General features: G+C 47.2%; 15 protein-coding genes. 12 read left to right on the top strand and 3 right to left on the bottom strand.

Annotated features, from left to right (window positions below; all coding sequences use genetic code 11):
• Positions 1-37 precede the first annotated feature (37 nt).
• Positions 38-805, bottom strand: a complete 768-nt coding sequence (locus SGRA_RS03750) for an alpha/beta fold hydrolase (RefSeq protein WP_015691244.1) — start codon at positions 803-805, stop codon at positions 38-40.
• A 472-nt stretch (positions 806-1,277) separates the two neighbouring features.
• On the opposite strand from SGRA_RS03750, the gene topA reads away from it, so the two are divergent.
• Complete coding sequence (topA, locus tag SGRA_RS03745; RefSeq protein ID WP_015691241.1) at positions 1,278-3,908, top strand: type I DNA topoisomerase; 2,631 nt, start codon at positions 1,278-1,280, stop codon at positions 3,906-3,908.
• Between the two features lie 349 nt (positions 3,909-4,257).
• Positions 4,258-6,120, top strand: coding sequence for a T9SS type A sorting domain-containing protein (locus SGRA_RS03735; RefSeq protein ID WP_015691239.1), 1,863 nt, complete (start codon positions 4,258-4,260; stop codon positions 6,118-6,120).
• A 564-nt stretch (positions 6,121-6,684) separates the two neighbouring features.
• On the opposite strand, the gene SGRA_RS03725 is transcribed toward SGRA_RS03735, so the two are convergent.
• Positions 6,685-10,713 (bottom strand): AAA domain-containing protein, encoded by a 4,029-nt coding sequence (locus tag SGRA_RS03725; protein WP_015691237.1) that lies wholly within the window; start codon positions 10,711-10,713, stop codon positions 6,685-6,687.
• A gap of 243 nt (positions 10,714-10,956) precedes the next feature.
• Here SGRA_RS03725 and SGRA_RS03720 point away from each other — a divergent pair, with 243 nt between their 5' ends.
• The gene (locus SGRA_RS03720) at positions 10,957-11,343 is read left to right on the top strand and encodes a hypothetical protein (protein ID WP_015691235.1); all 387 of its coding nucleotides are present in this window, start codon (positions 10,957-10,959) and stop codon (positions 11,341-11,343) included.
• A gap of 42 nt (positions 11,344-11,385) precedes the next feature.
• Positions 11,386-11,877, top strand: coding sequence for a hypothetical protein (locus SGRA_RS03715; RefSeq protein ID WP_015691234.1), 492 nt, complete (start codon positions 11,386-11,388; stop codon positions 11,875-11,877).
• Between the two features lie 21 nt (positions 11,878-11,898).
• On the opposite strand, the gene SGRA_RS21210 is transcribed toward SGRA_RS03715, so the two are convergent.
• Positions 11,899-12,420, bottom strand: coding sequence for a hypothetical protein (locus tag SGRA_RS21210; RefSeq protein ID WP_015691233.1), 522 nt, complete (start codon positions 12,418-12,420; stop codon positions 11,899-11,901).
• A 558-nt stretch (positions 12,421-12,978) separates the two neighbouring features.
• On the opposite strand from SGRA_RS21210, the gene SGRA_RS03700 reads away from it, so the two are divergent.
• The 8 genes from SGRA_RS03700 (at position 12,979) to SGRA_RS03660 (ending at position 22,998) form a co-directional block, all read left to right on the top strand.
• A complete protein-coding gene (locus tag SGRA_RS03700; protein WP_015691231.1) occupies positions 12,979-16,005 on the top strand; it encodes an amidohydrolase family protein in 3,027 nt (1,008 codons plus the stop codon).
• Between the two features lie 295 nt (positions 16,006-16,300).
• Positions 16,301-17,593, top strand: a complete 1,293-nt coding sequence (locus SGRA_RS03695) for an amidohydrolase family protein (RefSeq protein WP_015691230.1) — start codon at positions 16,301-16,303, stop codon at positions 17,591-17,593.
• Between the two features lie 127 nt (positions 17,594-17,720).
• Positions 17,721-18,098 (top strand): 30S ribosomal protein S6, encoded by a 378-nt coding sequence (gene rpsF / locus SGRA_RS03690; RefSeq protein ID WP_015691229.1) that lies wholly within the window; start codon positions 17,721-17,723, stop codon positions 18,096-18,098.
• A 51-nt stretch (positions 18,099-18,149) separates the two neighbouring features.
• On the top strand, positions 18,150-18,419 hold the full coding sequence (gene rpsR, locus SGRA_RS03685) for a 30S ribosomal protein S18 (protein WP_002659924.1): 270 nt from the start codon (positions 18,150-18,152) through the stop codon (positions 18,417-18,419).
• Positions 18,420-18,454: 35 nt separating this feature from the next.
• On the top strand, positions 18,455-18,979 hold the full coding sequence (gene rplI / locus SGRA_RS03680; RefSeq protein WP_015691228.1) for a 50S ribosomal protein L9: 525 nt from the start codon (positions 18,455-18,457) through the stop codon (positions 18,977-18,979).
• A 128-nt stretch (positions 18,980-19,107) separates the two neighbouring features.
• Positions 19,108-19,851, top strand: a complete 744-nt coding sequence (locus SGRA_RS03675; RefSeq protein WP_015691226.1) for a type III pantothenate kinase — start codon at positions 19,108-19,110, stop codon at positions 19,849-19,851.
• Positions 19,826-21,205: a hypothetical protein gene (locus tag SGRA_RS03670; protein WP_015691225.1), complete on the top strand. Its 1,380-nt coding sequence runs from the start codon at positions 19,826-19,828 to the stop codon at positions 21,203-21,205. The genes SGRA_RS03675 and SGRA_RS03670 overlap by 26 nt, the downstream gene beginning before the upstream one ends.
• A gap of 365 nt (positions 21,206-21,570) precedes the next feature.
• A complete protein-coding gene (locus tag SGRA_RS03660; protein WP_015691223.1) occupies positions 21,571-22,998 on the top strand; it encodes a hypothetical protein in 1,428 nt (475 codons plus the stop codon).
• Positions 22,999-23,071 lie beyond the last annotated feature (73 nt).

The following is a 23,071-nucleotide window of genomic DNA, read 5'->3' as shown; positions in this document are numbered from 1 at the left end:
ATGGTTAGTTTTTGCAAATCAAAAGACTTACCAAACCTTAATCCTGAGCAAAAAACTTACGCAAAGTTGCCAAAAATTCTTGAGGTTGCTCGGCATGTACCCAATGTCCCGCATTTGCTATTGGGGCAATTTGGGCAGCAGGAAAATACTGTTGGTAGTCGGCCAGCTCGGCCGGATTGATGTACTTAGAGTTAACGCCCTGCACAAATAAGGTAGGGCCTTCATATTGCTCTTCAGGCAAACTGTTGGCCAAAATGTCTTGATAGTGCGCCGCAATGACAGGCAGGTTCATTTTCCAACGATAGCCCCCAGCTCGCTCTCGACTCAGATTTTTGAGCAAAAACTGAACAACGCCCTCCTCCGGAATACTTTTTCGCAAATGGCTTTCTGCCTCCGACCGACTCGCCAATTCCCGCAAGGGCAAGGCTTGCATGGCCGCAATAATCGTTTCATGATTGCCCGAATAACTTTTGGGCGCAATATCTACAACCACCAGTTGCTCTACCATATCGGGCTCTTCCAAGGCCAGCTGCATGGCCACTTTGCCCCCCATAGAATGCCCCAGAATTTTGGCCTCGTATAGCCAATTGTCTTCCATAAACCGCCGAATATCATCGGCCATTAGGGCATAACTAAAGTCTTCGGAATGCGGCGACTTGCCATGGTTGCGCAAGTCTACCAAAAATACCATATATTCTTCAGCCAATTCCTTGGCCACATATTGCCAATTATCCAACATCCCAAACATCCCATGCATAATCACTATGGGCTTGCCCGCTCCGTACTGCTTAAAATTTAATTTCATTTGTTATATATTTAGTTAATTTTTTGGGGCGTTACTCCTTTCAGTCGTCGAACTGCGGACTAAAGTCCTTGTTGTCGCTGCGGCTTTGCCTTGCGGCGGTTACTCCCTTTGGTCGTCGAACTGCGCCCTAAAGGGCTTGTTGTCGTTCCGCAGCTCGCTGTTACTTGCTTCGCTGCGTCGGCTCCCGTTGGTCGGGTCGCTCGGCCCTTCAGCCCTGCGGGCTTCGGTCTGGCGCTTTGCGCCACTGCTACACATCGCTAGGCCAAAAATAGCCCAGTTTTAAGCCGCACAGTAGGGCGATAAAACAATTTTTCTGGCAAAAAGCTGTCTTTTTCTTGATTTTTACAAAAAAATAAGCGTTCATCTTTTCACAAATACAGAAAAAACTTAGTATTAGGGCAAGGATTATCTCCCCCCACCCAATTTTTGCCCTAAAGCCACCCTCTTTAAGGCACACCTATTTAAACTTACTATGGCCAAAAATCTATTAATCGTCGAGTCGCCTGCTAAGGCCAAAACTATTGAAAAATATCTCGGTAAAGACTTTACCGTGAAGTCGAGTTTCGGACATATCCGAGACCTCATCAAAAATTCTAAAGATAAAAAAGCTATCGAAGTGGACAATAATTATAAGGTCCACTACGAAATCTCTCCCGCCAAAAGAAAGGTGGTCAGCGAACTCAAAAGCTGGGTCAAAAAAGTTGATGAAGTTTGGCTCGCAACGGATGAAGACCGCGAAGGGGAAGCCATCTCTTGGCACCTCGCTAAGGTACTTAATCTAGATGTGCATAAAACAAAGCGCATCGTCTTTCGCGAAATTACTAAACCCGCTCTCCAAAAAGCAATTACAGCTCCCCGCCTGATTGATTTGGACCTAGTAAATGCCCAGCAAGCTCGCCGCGTCCTCGACAGATTGGTCGGCTTTGAGCTCTCTGAGTTACTCTGGAAGAAAATCCGTGGAAAACTCTCCGCCGGCCGTGTCCAATCAGTGGCCGTCCGCCTAGTGGTAGAAAAAGAACGCGCTATTGAGGAGTTTAAGCCCAAAGCTTTCTTTGCTGGCACGGCCAGCTTTTTGGTCCCCAACGAAAGAGGGGGGACCTCTAAACTACAGGCCAAACTCTATAGCCGAGAGAGCAAAAGTAAAGAACTACATATTGATACCGTAGAAGAGGCCCAGGCTTTCTTGAAAGATTGCATTGGCGCCGAATTTACCATTGAAGATATTGAGGTTAAAGATAGTAAACGCCGCCCACCTGCCCCCTTTACTACTTCTACGCTCCAACAAGATGCTTCGCATAAGCTGTATTTTAGTGTGGCCAAAACAATGCAGGTGGCCCAAAGGCTATATGAGGCCGGTCATATTACTTATATGCGTACCGACTCGACCAACCTTAGCCAAACCGCTATGCAAGCGCTAGAAGCCGAGATTAAAAGTTCTTTCGGCCCCAAGTATTATCAAGCCCGTAGCTTTAATAATAAAAAAGGCGCCCAAGAAGCTCACGAAGCCATCCGCCCCACCAATGTAGAGAAAAAAGTGGTCAGCAATAACCGAGACGAACAACGCCTCTATGACCTCATCCGCAAAAGAACCTTGGCAAGCCAAATGGCCGATGCCCTGCTCGAGAAAACTACGGTAACTATCAATATCTCTAGCCGCCCAGATGAAATTTTCTTGGCCAAAGGAGAAGTGATTAAGTTTGAAGGCTTTTTGGCCCTCTATCTGGTCCATAAAGAAGAGGAGGAAGAAGAGGACGATAGCAATAGCGATCTGCTCCCTCCCATGAAGCTGGGCCAAAAACTCAAAAACGAAAATATCGATGCTACCGAACGCTTTAGCCGAGGTCCTTCTCGCTATGCAGAAGCTTCTTTGGTTAAGGAATTAGAGAAAAGAGGGATCGGCCGACCCTCTACTTATGCCCCAACTATTACCAAAATTATGGACCCTAGCCGCGGTTATGTGACTAAGGAAACTAGAGAGGGCCAAGAACGTAATTATCGTAAGCTCTCTTTGGTCCAAGAAGCCGCAGAAATTAAAGCGGAGGAGCTGACCGAAAAATACGGTACCGAGAAAAATAAACTCTTCGCTTCTGATTTGGGTAAACAGGTGACCGATTTCTTGATGGAGCATTTTGGCGATATCATGGACTATAATTTTACCGCCGATGTAGAAGACCGCCTCGATAAGGTGGCCGAGGGCCAAGAACAATGGCAAAAAATGCTGGACCTCATCTATAAGCCCTTCCATAAATTAGTAGAACAAACCGCCGAAGATGCCGACCGCGTCACCGGAGAACGAATTTTAGGTAAAGATCCCAAAACGGGACATACTCTCCTCGTCCGTATTGGCCGCTATGGCCCCTTGGCCCAAATTGGTGCCCCCGATGAGCTTGGCGAAGAGGAAAAACCTCAATATGCCAACCTCAAAAGAGAACAGTCTATTGAAACGATCACTTTTGAAGAGGCCCTAGAGCTCTTTAAGTTGCCCAGAAATATCGGAAGCTATAAAGGCCAAGAGCTAGAAGTAAATTCTGGCCGCTATGGCCCCTATGTCAAGTTTGATGGCAAGTTTATTTCTCTGCCAAAAGGCGCAGACCCCATTAGCTTTACTTATGAAGAGGCTATCCCATTAGTAGAGGCCCGAATCAAAGAAGATGCGCCAATTGGCCACTTCAAAGATTTACCCATTACTAAGGGCGCTGGCCGCTTTGGCCCTTTTGTCAAATGGAATAAGATGTTTGTTTCTATCACGAAAGGCTCTGGCTTTCAATTAGAGACAATCACGGAGGCCCAAGCTATTGAACTGATTGAAGCCAAACTGGAAAAAGAAGCCAACCGCTATATCCAAAAATGGCCCGATTATGCCCTCAATATCGAAAATGGCCGCTGGGGACCCTTTATCCGCTCAGGCAAAAAATCTTACAAACTACTCAATGCCGAAGGCAAAAAATTAACCCCAGAAGAAGCCAAGGAGGTTAGCCTAGAACGTGCTATCGAATTGGTGGAAGAACAAGGCGGTAAGGTCAAAAAACCTAAAGCCAAGAAAACAACGGCCAAAAAGAAAACGACTACTAAAAAGAAGACAACGACCAAAAAAACAAAATAGCCTTGGTCTCTTTAGCCCATAAAGAGCGAACAGAATTTTCTGTTCGCTCTTTTTTTATTTCCCTGCAAGGGCTACTCTTGGCCCAGCGCTGCGCAGCGGTGGCGCGCAGCGTCAGACCCAGGAGCGAAGCGACGCAGGGCCGAGCAGACCTGCGAGCCGCGCAGCATAGCGGCGGCCGACCTAGGCGAAGCCTAGCCGGCCGCGGGCCCCAAGTCCTTTAAATTTAACTTTTTATAATTAGTCTTCCTTAGAATAAAAACTACAAATATTGTATATTTGTGACAACAAGCAAAGCTAACACTATCCCTAAACGACTTTTAATTTTTGAAAAGCATTTAAAGGTAAAATTTTGAAGAACATTTATCTCTTTCTGTCCCTATTTTGTTTTGCCCATTTTGCATCGGCCCAAATTCAAGTGAATGCTTATGCCCGAGTGACTAGTATTAGTGGTAATAGCCTACAACTGAGCCAAGTAGATGAAGCTTTTGATAGTTTTGAAGATGGCGAAAAAGTCCTAATTATTCAAGTTCAAGATGATGTCATCGGCGCCAATACCGCTAATACGAGCAGTTTTGGAGAGCTGGACCAAATTCTGAATGCAGGCAATTTTGAAATCGCTCAGATTTCATCTCATACAGAGTCTGCTGGCACGCCTATTAGTATTACGCTTCAAAATCCATTGATCAGACCCTATAGCACAGGGCCGAATAGCCGCCTGCAAATTGTTTCTTTTCCGCAATTGGGGAGTCCCAATTATACCACAACTTCAGACATTACGGCCAAGGCTTGGGATGGCCAAACAGGAGGCGTTTTGGCCTTTGAGGTGCCAAATCAACTTACCCTAGCCCACAATATTTCTGTAGATGGCCTAGGCTTTCGAGGAGGAGCCGTTTCTAGAGATCATGGAGGAGCCAGTTGTAGCTCTAATGGCGTTTATATCAGTAGCTCCGATGAATATGGCGCAAAAGGAGAAGGCATCTACCCCAATACAAATGTTAACCATACCTATGCCCGAGCCAAAATGCTGAATGGCGGCGGTGGTGGTGCTCACCATAATGGTGGCGGTGGCGGTGGCGGAAATTATACCGAAGGAGGCGAAGGGGGCCGTGGCTATAATGGCGGAAGTAATGTCTGCCCTGCAGCTACGGCTGTTGGTGGCCAGGCAGGTATCGCCCTAGCTAGCGAGATTGCCCCCAACCGAGTTTTTCTCGGCGGTGGCGGCGGCGGTGGCCAACAAAATAATAGCCGTGGAACTTCTGGGGCCAATGGCGGCGGCCTGATTTATATCAAAGCCCAAGAAATTATTAGCCCCGCTAGCTGTAGTGGTGTCTCTATTTCTGCCAACGGAAATGATGCCGCTTCTTGGACCAATGATGGCGCTGGCGGCGGTGGCGCTGGCGGAAGTGTTCTGCTAGACGTAAATACCTTTAATATGAATGCAGCTTGCCCACTTTTGGTCGAGGCTAACGGCGGAACAGGAGGTACTAGCAGCAGTAGCCCACATGGCGGCGGCGGCGGTGGCGGCCAAGGCGTTCTTTTTTATTCTAATACCGAACCTAATAGTAATGTCCTTAGCCGAACTGCTAACGGACAAGCTGGCTGCAATAACAATAGCTCTCCCTGCAATAACTTTGCGGGCAGCCCTTCCGGAACCAATGACAACGGCATCTTTGATGAGGCGCTCCTCCCGCTAGAACTGAGCTACTTTAAAGCTCAAAAACAAGACGGAAAAGTGCTGCTCAGCTGGGAAGTTAGCCAAAATGACCAAACTACTTTGTTTGAACTTCAACGGGCCGCAGATGGACTAGCCTTCGAAGCTATCGCCCAAATTCCAGCCCAATTTAATCAAACTGAGTATAGCTTCCTAGATGCTCAAGCCCTCAAAGGACAGTCTTATTATCGCCTGCTGCAAATTGGCCAAAATGAAGAGCAGCAGTACTCTATTATCCAAACTGTTTATCTCGAACAACTGTCTAATCATATCCAACTTTGGCCCAATCCCGCCAAAAATGAACTCTATCTCGCTAGCGAACAAGTAGACGAAATTACTCAACTAGAGTTGCTGGACCTCCAAGGCCGTAAGCAACTTATCCAATACCAAAAAGAGGGCAGTCGCTATAAAATTAACTGGACAAACCTCCCTCAAGGTCTTTATTTCCTCCAAATTATTGGAGAAGACTTTTACCAAACTAAAAAGATCCAAATCCATTAAATAACTATTTTTCTGGGGCCTGCGGCCGCCCTTCTATTTGGGGCGGCCGCCCCTATGCTGCAGGGCTCGCAAGCCTGCTCGGCCCTCAGCCCTGAGGGCTTCGGTCTGGCCTTTCAGGCCACCCTTCCGCAGCGGTAGGCCAAGGGCCCTGCGGGCCAGGCGGCTGCGCCGCCCCCAACCCGCAAATTGGACCAATCCGCAAAAAAAAGGAAGCAAAATTTGCAATTCCGCAAAATGAACGTATATTTGCTACCGAGCCAAGAGGCAGGAGCAGCTCCTACTGAACTCCCCCAGGTCGGAAACGAAGCAAGGGTAGGTGGTTGAGCGCTCCGTGCAGGTCGGGCTCTTTTTTTATGCCTATAACTAAGCCAAATATATAAAGCCGCTTTTCTATACAGAAAAGCGGCTTTTGCTTTTTATAAGGGCCGAAGGCCCGACGGCCTAGCGATGCGGAGCGGGTGGCCGTTAGGCCAGACCTAGGCGGCAAAGCCGCCGCAGGGCCGAGCAAACCTGCGAGCCCCGCAGCGTAGCGCCGACGAGCGTAGCGAGACGGAGGCCCCAAAACTACCCCAAATCTTGCAAAATCGCCCGAATTCTGGCTTGTTCTGCCTCCGTCTGCTTCCACCAACTGTAGGTCCAAACCCGCTCCAAAGGAATATTCATCCGCTGTAAATAATCGCGACGGAAGAAGTCCCATGCATAGGCCTCCTCCGAATAATCCGCATGATAGAGATCTATGAAAAAGGCTAGCTTAGGCTGCCCCTGCCCATCTCTCAACAAAAAGGGAATCTGCAAACCCGCCAATTGCGCCTGCCAATCTAACTGATAACCCTCGGGCAAATGCTTGGACAAAAAACGATGGAACCGCAGGGCAAAACCCGCCAAACGACTCTCCGGATTAAATTCCTCTAGCTGCTTTTGGTCCGAATGCGTATAGACTAATTCCAAAATCTGCTGCCGCAATGCCTCATTGCCCTCACTAACGGCCTGCGCATAGGCCAAATAAGCATAAAATATGGCCTTGCCATAGTTGCCCTCTTCAGGAATCAACTCCCGATAACGCAAAATGTACTGCTGCGGAATACTCGAGAAAAGAACAATTTTCTGCTTGGCCCGACTAATCAATACGTTCAATAAACGATAGCCCCGCTCTCTGTTGATCGGACCAAAGTTCTGTATGAAACGCCCATCTTCTCGCTGCCCAAAGGTGGTCGATAAAAGCAAGATGTCTCGCTCATCTCCCTGTATGTTCTCTAAGTTCTTGACAAATAAACCCGCTGCCTGTAAGGCCTCAAAGGCATTGGCCTCGCTCTCTGACTGACTCATCCGCTCCTGCATTTTTTCTAAAATGAGGTTGCGCTGCTTGAGGTTAAAAGTAGCCACGCCTATAGCCGGCAGTTGCGCTTTATGTCGCTCATAAAGGGCCAATAACTCTTCTAAAATCGCTTCCGCCTCCGTCGGATTTGTCGAGTTTTCATACAAACCATTTATCGCCCGAAACTCAATGGGACAATAGTCTTCCTGGGCCGGCACTGGCCGCAGGCGCTTCCCATAAAAGGCCGCATTAGAAAAGTCAATGAGGTAGGGGTGCCGACTCCGATAGTGAATCTGCAAAAAACTCTCTTCATAACGCCCATCAGCTACAGAATACTCCAGTAAAGACTCACTGCCCGCCAAATAATCCACCGCCTCTTTTTCTAGTTCCCAGGCGTTTTCATCCTCTTCCTCTTCTTCCAAAAAGGCCGATTCTCGACTGGCAAAGTAGTCGGAGGGCGGCATCTGCTGACTATCTCCAGAAATGACCTTAAGCCGCCCCCGCAATAGGGCCGAAAAAGTGTCCTCCAAACGCAATTGACTGGCCTCATCAAAAATGACCACATCAAATAGATGGGGCTTTAAGGGCAACATGGCCGCCGCTACCGAAGGGTTGACCATCAATACTGGGAAAAAACTGCTAAATAGCTGCGGATCGGCCTCAAAGATTTGCCGCAATGGGGTGCGCTTGCCCCCATTGGCCCCCCTGAGGTTATAAATGGAATGCACTTTTAAGGGCGCTTTCTCTCGATTAAATTGATCTACGGCCTGCGCCTGCTTGGCCCGCCAATGCAATAGGGTATGCTGCTTCAATTCTTTGCGCATCCGCTCCTGCTCTTCCTCATAGTACTTGAGCAAACGAGCATAGCTCTCGGCCTGAGGTAAACGCTCTTTATCTTGCCGCTCTAAAAGCTCATAGATGTACCAGCATCTAAAATGCCCCTGCCAATCAGGCGGGTCGGCCTCTGAAAGGGCCCGAAAGGCCTGCTGCTCTGCCGTATTGAGCTGCTCCCAGAAAAACTTCAAGCGATGATAGGCCTCAAATTCAGCCTCAAAACGCTCCAAGAGTTTCCCCAAGTTCTCATAAAGGTTCTCCAAATGATTGAGCCGCTGCCGCAAAATAGGGCTGTCAAAACGAAAGCCAACCTTGAAGATTTTACTCTTGCGATAACTCTCTGCAAAAACATCTAAGTTGCGACTGAGCTCTTGCACCCGCCCCTTAAAATCTACATGCGGATGCACATTCTGCAAAGACAGCTCATTCACCAAACGCTGGATGTCTTTGGTCCGCTCAAAGTACCAATCACTCAACTTTTTGCTGTATTGCCCTATGTTTTTCTGCACTTCCTCAAAAATGATGATGTCCATATCATCCAACTTCAAAAACGAAAAGTCAAAGTAGTTGTACCGCTGATGAAAGCTGCGCAATAATTTATAATGGGCCACTACTTTTTCCTTATCGTCTTGTAGCTTTTTATACTTGCTAGACACCGAACGAAGCAAAGAGCGATAAAAACCCGTGTTTTTATTAAAGAAGTATTTGCTGGTCTCAAAACCATCTTCTATAAGGTCACGCATTTCCTCCAAGGCCTTGCCCTTAAAGCTCATGGTCTCACTATAATGATCTTCCAATAGCTTTTCATACTCATAAAGGTAGGAGAGTAGATCGCTCTGCGCAGCATCCAAGGCGTTTTGCAAGCCTCTTAGCTTTTTGCCTAGCTCTTGCTTGACCGCATGCGTGTTTCCATTGCTAAAAAAATGATCACTAAAGGCATTAAATGGATGCTGTAGGCTGCCCAAGGCCCTAAAAAGAGGTTCGCCCTCTTCCAAAATTCTAAGTATTTCTTCCAACTCGACATTTTCAAAGCTAAAGGCTTTGGGGTTCAATTTGCCCGCAATCCGCCTGCGATCATAGCTGCTGGATAGCTCCAAATACTCATCCACCAAATCACTCCAACGCTTTTCTCCCGATAGTTGCGCCAATAGTTGCTCATGATAGCCCTGTAGTTGCTGACTATAAGCGGCCATGCTCTGCAAAGTCCGCAAATAATGACTAGAAGGCTTATAGCTTTTTTGCTTTTGCTGCAAACGCGCCCGCATAGAACGAACTAAGGGCCCTCGGTCTCGATATAAATCCTCCACAATGACTGCCAATTCCTCTAAACCCAGTTCCTTGAGGTTGTTGTACAAAACATCTAGGGCGGTCTTCTTCTCACAAACCACCAAACAACGGGCCCCATTAGAGAGTAGGTTGCTCAATACGGCCGTCAAACTCTGGCTCTTTCCCGTACCCGGAGGGCCCTGCACAATAATCTGCTTTCCTCGAAATAGGTCATGCAAAAGATGCTGCTGACTAGGATCGGTCGGTACCATCGGAAAGCTATGCTGCATGAGCTTGGGCACCGCCTGCTCGCCAAACTCTCCCTGCCCAATGGGCCGCAATAATTGCCCTAATTCATCAAATCGTTGGATGAATTCCTGTATGTCCTGGGCCAAACTCTCTTTTTGCCCCTTGTACAAACCAAATAAACCACCCCAAACCAATTTTGGCCCATTCTCCGTCAGCTCCAATAGCTCATCCTTAAGGGTCGGCAAAGGAACTAAGCCCTTTTTCCAACTCGCCAAAAGCGCTTCCCGAACCTCAGCTTCTTGCTTTTCTGGACTCAATTGGGCCAGTTGCTTCACGACCGTCTGCATGACTTCTCGCTCATCCAATAAACCATCTTCCATAAAATGATCGTAGAGCGGAGATAAACGGATTTTCATGTCCTTGAGCAAATGTGCCGCTAAGGAACGATTGCTAGAAAGCGCAAATTCATCACTTCTTTCTAAGGTCCACTCATTACTTTTGCGCCAATTGCGCTTTAACTCCAAAGACCAAACAAAAAGCGGCGCCTTGATGATCCGACTAGGGTCCTCTTGGTCCCTTTTTAATATAATCGGAAAACCAAAACCAAAAGTAGCCACTCCCTGCTCCGCCAAATGATCCTGATGGTCCAATAACATATTGTTGAGCCGACGCATCACTCGACCCAATTCAGGCTCCTCCTGCCAACGCTCTGCCGTAGGCCGAAACTGTAAACGGAAGTTAGGCTTGCTCAATAATAACTCAACAAATCGCTCCGCCAAACGAGGTTCAATCTGATTGAGATCCGTCAAATTTAAACGGTTGCGAGAACGCCCCGCCAAGGCATTCAAATAAATGGATCGGCGGTTAGATAGTTGTAATCGCTGCTTGAGCTGCTCTAAAAATCGTAAATCAAGTGATGAGGCCTGCATAAGATTGGGCGGTTTTTCCAAGGAATTTTATAGCAGGAAGATAGCGAGTTTTTTTAGAAAATGCTTTACTTCTATCCCTAAATGAATACCTTCTTGTTTTTCTGCCGTTTTTGGGGCTGCGCCGCCTAGGTCTGGCCCTGCGGGCCACTGCTGCCCATCCCTCAGCCGGCTCGCTGCGCTCGCCTCTAGACGCAAAAGTCTAAGGCAGGCTTTTCTTTTGCTCTTAATTTTAAACTATACCTTATGAAGTACCTACTTTCTAGCGCTATGGCGCTTTTTCTGCTCGGCGCCTGCTCTGGCCCAAAAAAAATAGCCCAATCCTCTAAGTTTGACCTAGACCTGCTCTACCGCTCTTGGGAGGTGGTCTATATCGAAACCCCCCAAATGCAAATCGCTGGACAAGCCATGGGCGACCCCATCTATACCTTTACCCGCGATAGCTTCCGCATCAAAAGCTTTGTTACTCCCCCTCATGCCGATAGCGTTCGCTTCTTTTTTAGAAATGATAGCCTCTTCTACCAACACCCTACAAAAGTATTGCCCCCCACCGCTATTATAGAACTTAGCGATAGTTTGCTAATTTTGCAGAGCGAAAAGGCGGAATGGAAATTGCAAAAACCTGCAACATAAGCCTTTTACATACCGCATTTTTATCAATCTTAAACGCTTATTATGCCCCTTAGATCATTATTCATTGCTTGTTTTTTGGCCCTTTTGGTCCTTCCGCTACAGGCCCAGAAAAATAAAAAATACAAGCCCAGCAAAGAAGAAAAACAGACCATGAAAACACTCAAAAGCCACCCCTGGCAAACGGAGTACTTAGAACTCAATGGTCAATATATCGATTGTAACGCCCAAGCTGGCCCTATCGTCATGTATTTCTATGACCTCAAAGAAAAAGTTCAGGTCAAAAGAGGAAAAAAAACCAAGTACAAAAAACAAAAGGTAGATAAATGGAAGATGGATATCGGTGGCCGTGACCGCATCTTTGATTTCCAAGTCCGAAAGGACTCTATCCAGTTTCTACAAGTAAAGGGCTGGAACGATATGCGCATCATCAAATTAGAAGATGGTAAACTGGTCGTAGACCAATTGCATGAGGGGAATCTCCGCCGCTGGTATTTTGTCCCCGCCGAAGAAGAAAACATTTTTATGGATAACTAATTAGGCCCTCTGGCCCTAGACCTAAAGCGCCCGTCTACCGACGGGCGCTTTTTTTTGTCCCTCTTTTCTACTTTTCTGGACCAAGCTTTCGAGATGCCGTTCTGCAACTGCAGAATAGGACGTAAAGGTTTTGATGTGGTGTTTTGCAACTGCAGAATAGGGCGTAAAGGTTTTGATGAGGTGTTTTGCAACTGCAGAATAGGGCGTAAAGGTTTTGATGTGGTGTTTTGCATCTGCAGAATAGGGCAAAAAGGTTTTGATGTGGTGTTTTGCAACTGCAGAATAGGGCGTAAAGGTTTTGATGTGGTGTTTTGCATCTGCAGAATAGGGCAAAAAGGTTTTGATGTGGTGTTTTGCATCTGCAGAATAGGGCAAAAAGGTTTTGATGTGGTGTTTTGCATCTGCAGAATAGGGCAAAAAGGTTTTGATGAGGTGTTCTGCAGCTGCAGAATAGGACAAAAAGGTTTTGATGTGGTGTTTTGCATCTGCAGAATAGGGCAAAAAGGTTTTGATGAGGTGTTCTGCAGCTGCAGAATAGGACAAAAAGGTTTTGATGGGGTGTTCTGCATCTGCAGAATAGCTTAGCGCAACTGTAACATGCTGTAAGGCCCTGGGCTGAAGCCCAGGGTTATTGACTGAGCGAACTGACGGACTAAAGTCCTTGTTCGCTTTTCTACTCCTGAGGCTATTCACTAAACAAGAAAATGAGCCCAAGCCCTAGCCGCAAAGAAGGGCTAAAAGATGTTTATTTATGGAGGGTTTCAACCCTCCATTGAACATGAAAATGCATTTGTTAATTGGCTGCGGGTTTTAACCTGCAGCTATGGCCGAAGGCCAAACGGCCTAGCGATGCGAAAGGGGGCGGCGAAGCCGCAGACCCAGCAAAATGAGCAAAGCGAATTTTGCGCAGGGCCGAGCAGACCTGCGAGCCCTGCAGCGTAGCGCCCGCCGCAGGCGGGAGGCCCCAAATAAAAATCATTTAGTGGATAAGAGAAAAGCGTCTATCTAAAAAAAATGCAGCAGCCTAAAAACAGTCCTATATTGGCCAAATAGCGTATCTTTCGCTTAGGAATTATATCAAAAAACCAAATTTTATTTCGTATGAGGATAGTCTATTTATGTTTACTGCTTTATTTGGGACTAGGGGCAAGTCTGCTGGCTCAGCGGCCTAGCTTTCCAGAAAATGGGGTGGTAGACCAAAGAGAGGGCTGCTACCTATTTACCAATGCCCATATTCAGACGGGGCCTAAGCAGTTGCTCAAAAATGCCCAGTTGCTGATTAAAAAAGGGAAGATTGTGGCCGTGGGCCAAAACCTTAAGCTCCCTCAAGGGGCCGTGGAAATTGATCTGGCGGGCAAATATATTTATCCCTCCTTTATTGAGTTAAGTAGTAATTACGGTCTTTCGGCCAAGCCTAAAAAGGACAATAATCAGGGCCGTCCGCAATTTCTATCGGATAAAAAGGGGCCCTTTAGCTGGAACGAAGCGATTCGGCCAGAACAAAGAGCCGACCAGCTCTTTTCTCCCGATAAAAAGGCGGCTAAAGCCTTGCGGCAGGCAGGTTTTGGCCTTTGCCTGAGCCAACAAAAGGATGGCATTGCCAGAGGAAGCTCGGCCCTTGTTTTCCTAGGCGAAGAATCGGCTCAAGAGATGATTCTCAAAGGAGAGGCAGCGGCCCATTACTCTTTTTCTAAGGGGAGTTCCTCGCAAGATTACCCCAGCTCTTTGATGGGGGCCATTGCCTTGCTTCGCCAAACCTATTATGATGCGGATTATTACCAAAAGCAGGAGGCTGGACTAGAATACAACCGCTCTTTGGCTCGCTTTAATGAGCTACAAGACTTGCCGCAGTTTTTTGAGGCCAAGCAGCGCTTTAATATTCTGAGAGCGCATAAAATTGCCCAAGAATTTGGCAAGGAATACATCTTTGTGGGGGCAGGAGATGAGTATCGCCGTTTAGAGGCCTTGCAGGCCGCAAAGGCCAAATTGGTGGTGCCCCTAAACTTTCCAGAGGCCTATGATGTGAGCGACCCACTAGATGCCAACTTCATCAAATTGGGCCAAATGCTACATTGGGAGCTGGCCCCCGCCAATCCCGCCGCACTAGCCGAAGCAGGCCTAGCCTTTTCCTTGACCACAGAGGGACTCAAAAAGCCAACAGCCATTTGGGCCAGTTTGCGCAAAGCTTATGCGGCTGGATTAAGTGAAGAGGATCTCTTGGCGGCCCTTACCACTCAACCCGCTAGCTTTTTGGGCCTATCGGAGCAAGTGGGGACCTTAGAAGCGGGTAAATGGGCCAATTTCTTTATTAGCTCAGCCCCGATCTTGATGGAAAATAGCCAGTTGTTGCAACATTGGGTCAAGGGTAAGGTCTATAGCGAGGCCAACCTTCAAGCGGCAGACATTCGCGGGACCTACAGCCTCAATTTGGCGCAAAAAAGTTATCAAATTAGCATAGAGGGCAAAGCCTTTAAGCCCACAGCAAAACTAACTTTTGCCGATAGCACGCAAAAGCCCATCAAACTAAAGCTGGATTATCATTATCCTAGCCTGAGCCTTTCAGGTAAATTTACGGCAGATAGCACAGCGCCCATTATTCGCATTAGTGCCCAATGGAAGGAGGGCAGCATTATCGGTTATGCCGAGGATGAAAAAGGCAATTGGCTAAATGTAAAAGGCCAACGCCAAGCCGCTTTTGCGCCTAAAAAAGCCGCCGAATTACCCAAAAGAGATAGCAGCCTGAACTGGGCCAGCAAATTGCGCTATCCCTTTACCGCCTTTGGTCATACGGCCGAGCAGGCGCCCAAACAGGAGGTCGTTCTCTTTAAGGGGGCCACGGTTTGGACCAATGAAAAGCAAGGCATTTTGGAAAATACCGATGTCTTGATTGAAAATGGGAAAATCAAGAAGATCGGCAAGAACATCAAGCTACCTAAGGGGGCCAAATTGGTGGATGCTCAAGGCAAGCACCTCACAACGGGCATTATTGATGAACACTCGCATATTGCTATCCAAAACGGGGTCAATGAGGGCACACAGGCTAGTTCTGCAGAAGTCCGCATTGGAGATGTACTCAATAGCGATGATGTCAATATCTATCGACAGTTGGCTGGGGGCGTGACTTCGGCCCAATTGCTACACGGCTCGGCCAATCCTATCGGGGGGCAAGCGGCTTTGATTAAGTTTCGTTGGGGCGTTTTGCCCGAAGAGCTCAAGTATGAAAATGCGGCTCCTTTTATCAAATTTGCGCTGGGCGAAAATGTAAAGCAGTCCAATTGGGGCGATCGTCAGAACAAACGTTTTCCCCAAACCCGTATGGGGGTAGAACAGGTCTATGAAGACTATTTTAGTCGGGCCCAAGCCTATGGCGAAGCCCTAAAAAAGGATCCCGAAAATACCCGTCGAGACATTGAGTTGGATGCCCTGCTCGAAATCCTGAATAAGGAGCGTTTCATTAGCTGCCATTCTTATGTGCAAAGTGAAATTACCATGCTGATGCGAGTGGCCGAGCGCTATAATTTCCGCATCAACACCTTTACCCACATTTTGGAGGGCTATAAGGTGGCCGATAAGATGAAGGAACATGGGGCCGGAGGCTCTACCTTCTCGGATTGGTGGGCCTATAAGGCAGAGGTTCGGGATGCGATTCCCTATAATGCCAAGATTTTGGATGCTATGGATGTGGTCACGGCCATCAATTCGGATGATGCCGAGATGGGCCGCCGCCTCAATCAAGAAGCCGCCAAAGGGGTAAAATATGGCCAGATGAGCGAAGAAGAAGCCTGGAAAATGGTCACGCTAAATCCCGCCAAACTGCTCCGTTGCGATGACCAATTGGGCAGCATCAAAAAGGGCAAATCTGCGGATTTGGTCCTTTGGTCCGATCATCCGCTCTCTATCTACGCCAAGGCCGAACAAACCTATGTAGACGGCATTTGCTACTACTCTTTGGAGCGGGATCAGCGTCTCCGTGCCGAGCTCAAGGCTGAGCGTCAGCGTCTGATTCAGAAGATGTTGGGCGCAAAATCCAAGGGAGAACCTACGCAGCCTGCTATGCCCACAGAAGACAAGCACTATCATTGTGGCGATGTGCAGCTCAATGCCTTAGGAGGCTGGAAAGTAGATTAGGAGGATTTTGGGCCTCCGCTGAATATAATGTTGCGGCGGTTACTCCCTTCGGTCGTCGAAGACGGTCTAAAGACCTTGTTGTCGTTGCGCAGCTCGCTGCTGTTTTGGGGCCTCCGCCTCGCTGCGCTCGTCGGCGCTACGTTTCGCAGCTCGCTGTTCGCTCGGCCCTTCAGCCCTTCGGGCTTCGGTCTGGCCTACGGCCACTGCTGCACATCGCTAGGCCGGCGGGCTTCGCCCGCCTCTAGCCGCAGAAAAGGGGAGCACTAATTATTAACATGATACATATTATATATAGATGAAAAAATGGAGTTTATTGGTCCTTTTGTTTTGGGCCATAACTGCCTCGGTCTGGGCACAGAAAACAGATCATTATCTCCTGAAAAACGTTCGTATTCATACGGGCCAAGGAGAAATTATAGAAGAGGGGGCCATTGCTGTGAAGGCAGGCAAAATTGTAGAGCTTGGTCTGACCAAAGAACTGGCCCAGAAAAACTACAAAGAGCAGATAGATGGGCAAGGGCAGTGGGTTTATCCGGCCTTAATTGCTGCCAACACCCAATTGGGTTTGGTCGAGGTAGAGGCCGTTCGGGCCACCCTAGACTTTAGAGAAGTCGGCTACTTCAATCCCAATATTCGTTCTGTGGTGGCTTACAATACCGATTCGGAGATTTTGCCCACTATATTGAGCAATGGCATCTTGTATAGCCAGGTTGTACCAGAAGGCGGACGGATTTCGGGGCAATCATCTGTTTTGCGCCTATCGGCCTTCAATTGGGAAGATGCGGTTGTAGAATTGGATGAGGGCACGCATTTGTGGTGGCCCAATCGCTTTCAGTTTACGGGTTGGTGGGCGGCTCCTGGCCCTACCAAACTCAATGAGAAATATCGGCCCACTATAGAGGGGTTGCAGCTCTATTTGGCCGAGGCGGCGGCTTATTGTCAGCAAGAGGCGCCTGAAAAAAAGAACATCAAAATGGAGAGCATGCGGGGTTTATTCTTTGGAGATAAGCGTTTGTATGTGCATGTAAATGAGGCCAAGGCCATGTTAGAGGCCCATCAATTATTGTCGCCTTATGGGGTAAAGTTGGTTTTTGTTGGGGCGGCAGAGGCCTGGCGCATTGCCGACTTCTTGGCCGAGCAAAAGATTCCCGTCATCTTAAGCAACTTACACGCTTTGCCTCGTTTGGAGCATGATGATGTGGACCAGCCTTATAAAACGCCGGCCATCTTGCATGAAAAGGGTGTTAAATTCGCTTTGAGCATGCAAGGGAGCTGGAACCAGCGCAACCTTGCCTTTCAGGCGGGCCAAGCGGTGGCTTACGGTTTGCCCAAGGATGTAGCTTTGGCGGCTATTAGCAGCAATGTAGCAGAAATCTTGGGCGTATCGGAGCAGATTGGCAGTTTGGAAAAGGGCAAAGCGGCTAGCTTCATCCTTTCTAAGGGCGATTTATTGGATATGCGAAGCAGTCAGATCACGGCTGCTTATTTGGATGGGAAGCTTTTGGATTTGGATAAAGACAAGCAAAAGCAGCTCTACAAAAAGTATATGGATAAATATGAGCTAGAAACGCCAGCCAGCAAAAACTAAAAACCTTAGCAATAAGGACCAAATAGTTTTTGATAATTGAGATAAAAGCTTATTTTTGCAGCCGCTCCTCCGCTCAGAGGGGCGGTTTTTTATTTTTATCTAACCATATTTAACACTGTAAATCTTAATGAGACAATACGAGTGTACTTTCATCGTCGATCCCGTTCTGTCAGGTGATGAAATCAAAGAGACAGCTCAGCTTTACGTAGAGCATTTGAAAAACAACAAATGCGAGATCGTAAATGTTGATGAGTGGGGTATCAAGCAATTGGCTTATCCCATCAACCGTCGCAGTTCTGGAGCCTACTTCGTAGTAGAGTTCAAAACTGCAGAGGTAATTGGAAATTTGATTGAGGACCTAGAGTTGGCCTTCCGTCGTGATGACCGTGTTTTGCGTTTCTTGACTGTCAAGTTGGACAAGCATGGCGTAAAATACAATGACGACAAGCGCAACGGTTTGATCGGTAAGAAAAAAGAGGAGAAAGAAGAGTCTGCTGAGAAGTAGTCTAAGTCTTTCTAGAATCATTCATTTATTCCAATTTAAAATTAACTTGTTATGGCAAGTAGAGAAGATATCAAGTTTTTGAGCAATCCTAAAATCGGCCAAAAGCGCAAAAAGTATTGCCGCTTTCGCCGTTACGGCATCAAGTACGTAGACTACAAAGATGTCGATTTCCTTATGAACTTCATCAACGAGCAAGGTAAATTGTTGCCTCGTCGTATTACTGGTAACTCAATGAAGTACCAGCGCAAAGTGGCTACTGCTGTTAAGCGTGCTCGCCACTTGGCTTTGCTACCTTATGTAGCTGACTTGATGAAGAAGTAATTGATTAAAGAAGATTGTTCAAAACTGATCCTGTTATGGAAATTATCCTTATCAAAGACGTAGAGAACCTAGGTTATGCCAACACTTTGGTGACTGTAAAGCCTGGCTACGCTCGTAACTTCCTTATCCCTCAGGGATTTGCTATTGTTGCGAATAAAGAAAACAAAGACTCTCTAATGGAGCAAATCCGCGAGCAAGAAGCTCGTTTGGCTAAGATGACTGCTGAAGCTCAGGAATTGGCTGGCAAAATTGAGGCGGCTACGCTTCGTATTGCGGCTAAGGCTGGAACTAGCGGTAAGATCTTTGGTTCTGTTACTTTTGTACAGATTGCCAATGCGCTTAAAGAAGAGTTCGGTCTAGAAGTAGACAAGAAGAAAATCAAAATGCCTGAGGAGGTAAAAATGTTGGGTAAATACAACGCAATCATCACTTTGATGAAAGATGTACGTGCTACAGCTACTTTCGAGGTATACAATGATGATCCTAACGCTGTTGTTGCTGATGAGGTTGTAGACCAAACTGAAGCCGCTGCTGAAAATACAGAAGAAACTGCAGAGTAATTTGCTGTTCTTCGCCTAAAAGGTCACTACTTATAATGGGGTAGTGGCCTTTTTTTTTGGCCTAAAAGGCCAAACTGCTTCGGATGAAAATAGTTATCTTGGCCGCTCAAAACTAGTTGATTTTTTATATGAATCTTTGCATTGACATTGGCAATAGCCGCTCAAAATTGGCGGTTTTTTCTGAGGAGGGAGAGCTTTTGCAATTGGTGACTAGAGAACGTTTTAGCCAAAAGAAGCTGGATAAGGTCTTAAAGAAGTACCCTATTCGGCAGGCGATTCTCTCTTCTGTACGCCGAAGAAACAGCCGGATAGAGCGACAGCTCAGCGGGCAGTTGCAGCATTTTGTTCGGCTCAATTGGGAGCTTGGGCTGCCTATAGAAAATAGTTATGCTACTCCAGAAACCCTAGGGAACGACCGCATTGCTGCTGTAGTGGCTGCACATAGTTTATTTCCTGACTCCAATGTATTGGTCATAGATGCGGGCACTTGCATTACCTATGATTTTATTACAGAGGGGGGCAACTATTTGGGAGGCAGTATATTAGCAGGTATAGAAATGCGTTTTGCTGCCTTAGAGCATTTTACGGCCAAGCTGCCTTTGGTCCAAAGAATAGATCTGGACCAAGAAATAGGCAACACCACATTGAGTTCTATACAAACCGGAGTGCAGTCTGGTGTCGTTTACGAGATGCAAGGCTTTATTGCCCAATACCAAAAAGAATATCCCGAACTTCGGGTGTTAATTACTGGGGGCGATGCCGATTTTTTTGAAAAGCGCCTGAGCAGTCAACTTTTCAAGGTGCCCAATCTGGTCCTTATGGGCCTCAATCAAATTTTAAACTATCATGTGCAACAACACACTGCCGACTAATGCAGTCTGCTGGGCTTTTGCCCTTCTTTTTTTGACTTCCTCTCTTTTTGCCCAAGAATATACTCGGGCCAATTCGCCTTATTCTCGTTTTGGTTTGGGAGATTTACAAGGCAATCAATTGCAGGTGGTGCAGGGCTCTGCAGGAGCACTTAGCGCTACCTTTAATAGTATCTGGGAAGTAGATCTTAGCAATCCGGCTTCTTTGGGCCACCTCAGAACGACTGCCCTAGAAACGGGGATTTATTATAAGCGCTCTAGCCTGAGCGAGAAAGCCTCTGGTCTTTCGGCCACAGCAAATGATGGCAACCTGAGCTATTTTTCTATTGCTTTTCCAATTACTAGAGCTTGGGAGCTAGAAAAAGACAGCCTCCGAAAAGGGATTCCGATCCAATGGGGGATGGGCCTGAGCCTACTGCCTCATAGCTCGATTGCCTATGATGTGCGGGTACTGCGTTCTGATGCCCAATTTGGTGATATTGAATATCAGTATGAGGGCGAAGGAAGCCGCTTTAGAGCAAATTGGTCCAATGGCTTTAAGTATAAAGGCCTGTCGGCTGGGGTGAATCTGGGCTACCTCTTTGGCAACTTTTACCAAAACAACTATATCGATTTTCAGGATAGTGTCTATACCTTTGGCTATGACGAAGAGTTTCAGCTAGAAGAGAATGCCTCTGGTTTGCTCTGGGATGTTGGTTTGCAGTATGAGCACTTTTTCTCTCCCCTAGATGATGATCCCTTACTTTTTGAGGATTTACGGCTGACCGTAGGGGCTTATGCGAGTGGAAGTAGCAAAATTCAGCTACTTTCTCAAGAAAAAGTGATCCGCTATGGCGCCATTTATGCCCGAGATACCATCATTAATACCGAAGATGCCGTGAGCAGCATGCAAATGCCCTTAACCTATGGTTTTGGAATTGCCTTGAACAAAGGTTTGCATTGGCGCTTGGGCCTCAACTTTGAGCAGAGCCTTTGGTCCTCTGGTTTTTCTCATGATAATTCTAATATCCGCATGGAGGATAGCTATACCTTTGCCCTAGGCGCAGAGTATACCCCCAACTATAAAACCAGACATCTGCTAAAGCGGGCCAGATACCGTGCAGGCCTCTTTTATGGAACCGATGCTCGAACAATTGAGAGCGGAGGCAACGATTATCAGCTGCAGAAGTATGGCATAGCTTTTGGCTTGGGACTTCCCATACAGCCCCTAAAATCGCCTTTGTTGGGCCATGTGCAACTAGGTATAGAATATGGATTTTTGGGCCATAGCGAACTAATCAAAGAGAATTACTGGCAGTTTAATCTGGCCTTTACGCTCAATGATGGTAGCTGGTTCCGCCGTTCTAAGTTTAGATAGAACATTATTTGTAAAAGAGGAGCAGGAACAAGAAAAAAGCGGCCCGCCGCCGCTTTTTTAGCTTAAATCTTTGCTCTATTCTTTAGAATGTTGTTTTTTTGGCCCCCGAGGTCCAAATTTGCAGCGGACAGGCGGCGAAGCCGCCGCAAAGGCGCGTAGCGCCTCGGCTGAGGGATGGAAAAGGGGGCGGCGAAGCCGCAGACCCAGCAAAATGAGCCTAGCGAATTTTGCGCAGGGCCGAGCAGACCTGCGAGCCCTGACACAGCCCGACCCGCCCAAAGGGCGGGGCAGCCCCAAAAGAAAAGAAGCTCGAAACAAAACAGAATAAGAGCCTAGCTCTTAGCTAACTAAAAAGAAATTAGATTATGAAATTGCATCCAAAAAAAATGATGAAATGGGCCCTCTTCCTTGGGCTCGGGCTTTTTAGCTTGCAAACGGCTTATGCGCAAGATGCCGCAGCCGACAATAACTGTACAACTTGGGAGAGTTACCCCAAGGGGCGAAAAGCGGCCCGGCAGCAGCATGTTATTTATCGCGACCGATTTAATCAGCAAAACTATAAAGATGCTTATCCGATTTGGGAGGAGCTTTTTCAGCATGTGAAGGCGCCCAAAGGTGCGGAGACCCGCCACTTTGAAGATGGGGCCGTAATGGCTTACTATTTTGCGGGCCAGGAGGCAGATGCAGAAAAGAAAAAAGAATGGTTTGAAAAAGGGGATGCCCTTTATGAGCAAAATGCCGCCTGTAATGGGGAAGATGCTCTGGTGCGTGCCTATCAGGCCTATTATTTATACGCCAATCAGGCGCCCATGATGCAGACCATCAAGGCTTATGAGCGCAGTTTGGAGTTGGGCAAAGATAAGGCGCCAGCAATGATTATGACGCCTTTGGCTACCCTCACCGTTTATGCTTTCCGCTCGAATGTAGAAGGCATTGATGCCGAGTATATGCGTAAACTTTATGCAAGTTTGGAGGAATTGGCCAAAAAGAACCCCAAAGATGATTACAAAAAAGCTTGGACCGAAGTAGATGCGCAGTTTGAGCCCATCAAAGATGCCATTTTTGGTTGTGCTTATTATACCAAAATCTGGCGCCCCAAGTTTGAAGCAGATCCTCGTAACCAGGCACAGAATACCGAAATCTTGACCGTAATCGGTAAAAAATGTGGTGGGGAAGATGAGTTCTATCTGGAAGTACGAAAGGCTTTTGAAGAAGTGGCGGACAGTATTGCTGCGGCCAACTTTGACAAAATCCTTAATAGTGATACGACTACCGCTTACACCAAAATTTTGATGTATCGCTCTAAGGGCGCTCGTGAAGAGAGCCAGGAGCTAAAAGACAAAGCCTGGGAGTTTTATCCTGCCGCCATTGATGAAGAGGGTTGGGTAAGCAATGAAGTAAAAGCTGATTTGGCTTATCGCTATGCCGACCGCCTTTTCCGTGCAGGTAGTTTTGGTTCTGCTCGTAGCTATTGCCGCAAGGCCTCTAAATTCCGTCCCAATTGGGGAGAGCCTTATTTGCTGGTAGGGATTATGTACGCTTCTAGCGGTGGACGTTGTAGCGCCAAAGGAACGGGTTGGGATGCTCAGATTTGTGTTTGGCCCGCTATCGACGAATGGGTGAAAGCTAAATCTGTCGATCCTTCTGTAGCGTCTAAAGCCAACAAATATATTGGTCAATATAGCGCATTTATGCCTACCAAAACGGAGATTTTCCAGCGCCAACTCAAAGAGGGGGCTAGCATTAAGGTGCCTTGCTGGATTCAGCAAACAACCACTATTCGCGGACGCTAAGCCGTAGAAAAAAGATAAATTTGCACTGAAGAGTCAACTGCTAAGGAGTAGTTGGCTCTTTTTAATGTATAGA

The sequence above is a fragment of the Saprospira grandis str. Lewin genome (genome assembly GCF_000250635.1).
Lineage (GTDB): Bacteria > Bacteroidota > Bacteroidia > Chitinophagales > Saprospiraceae > Saprospira > Saprospira grandis.
The sequence above is the reverse complement of the archived record's forward strand: the minus strand, read 5'-3'. Positions and strand labels throughout refer to the sequence as shown.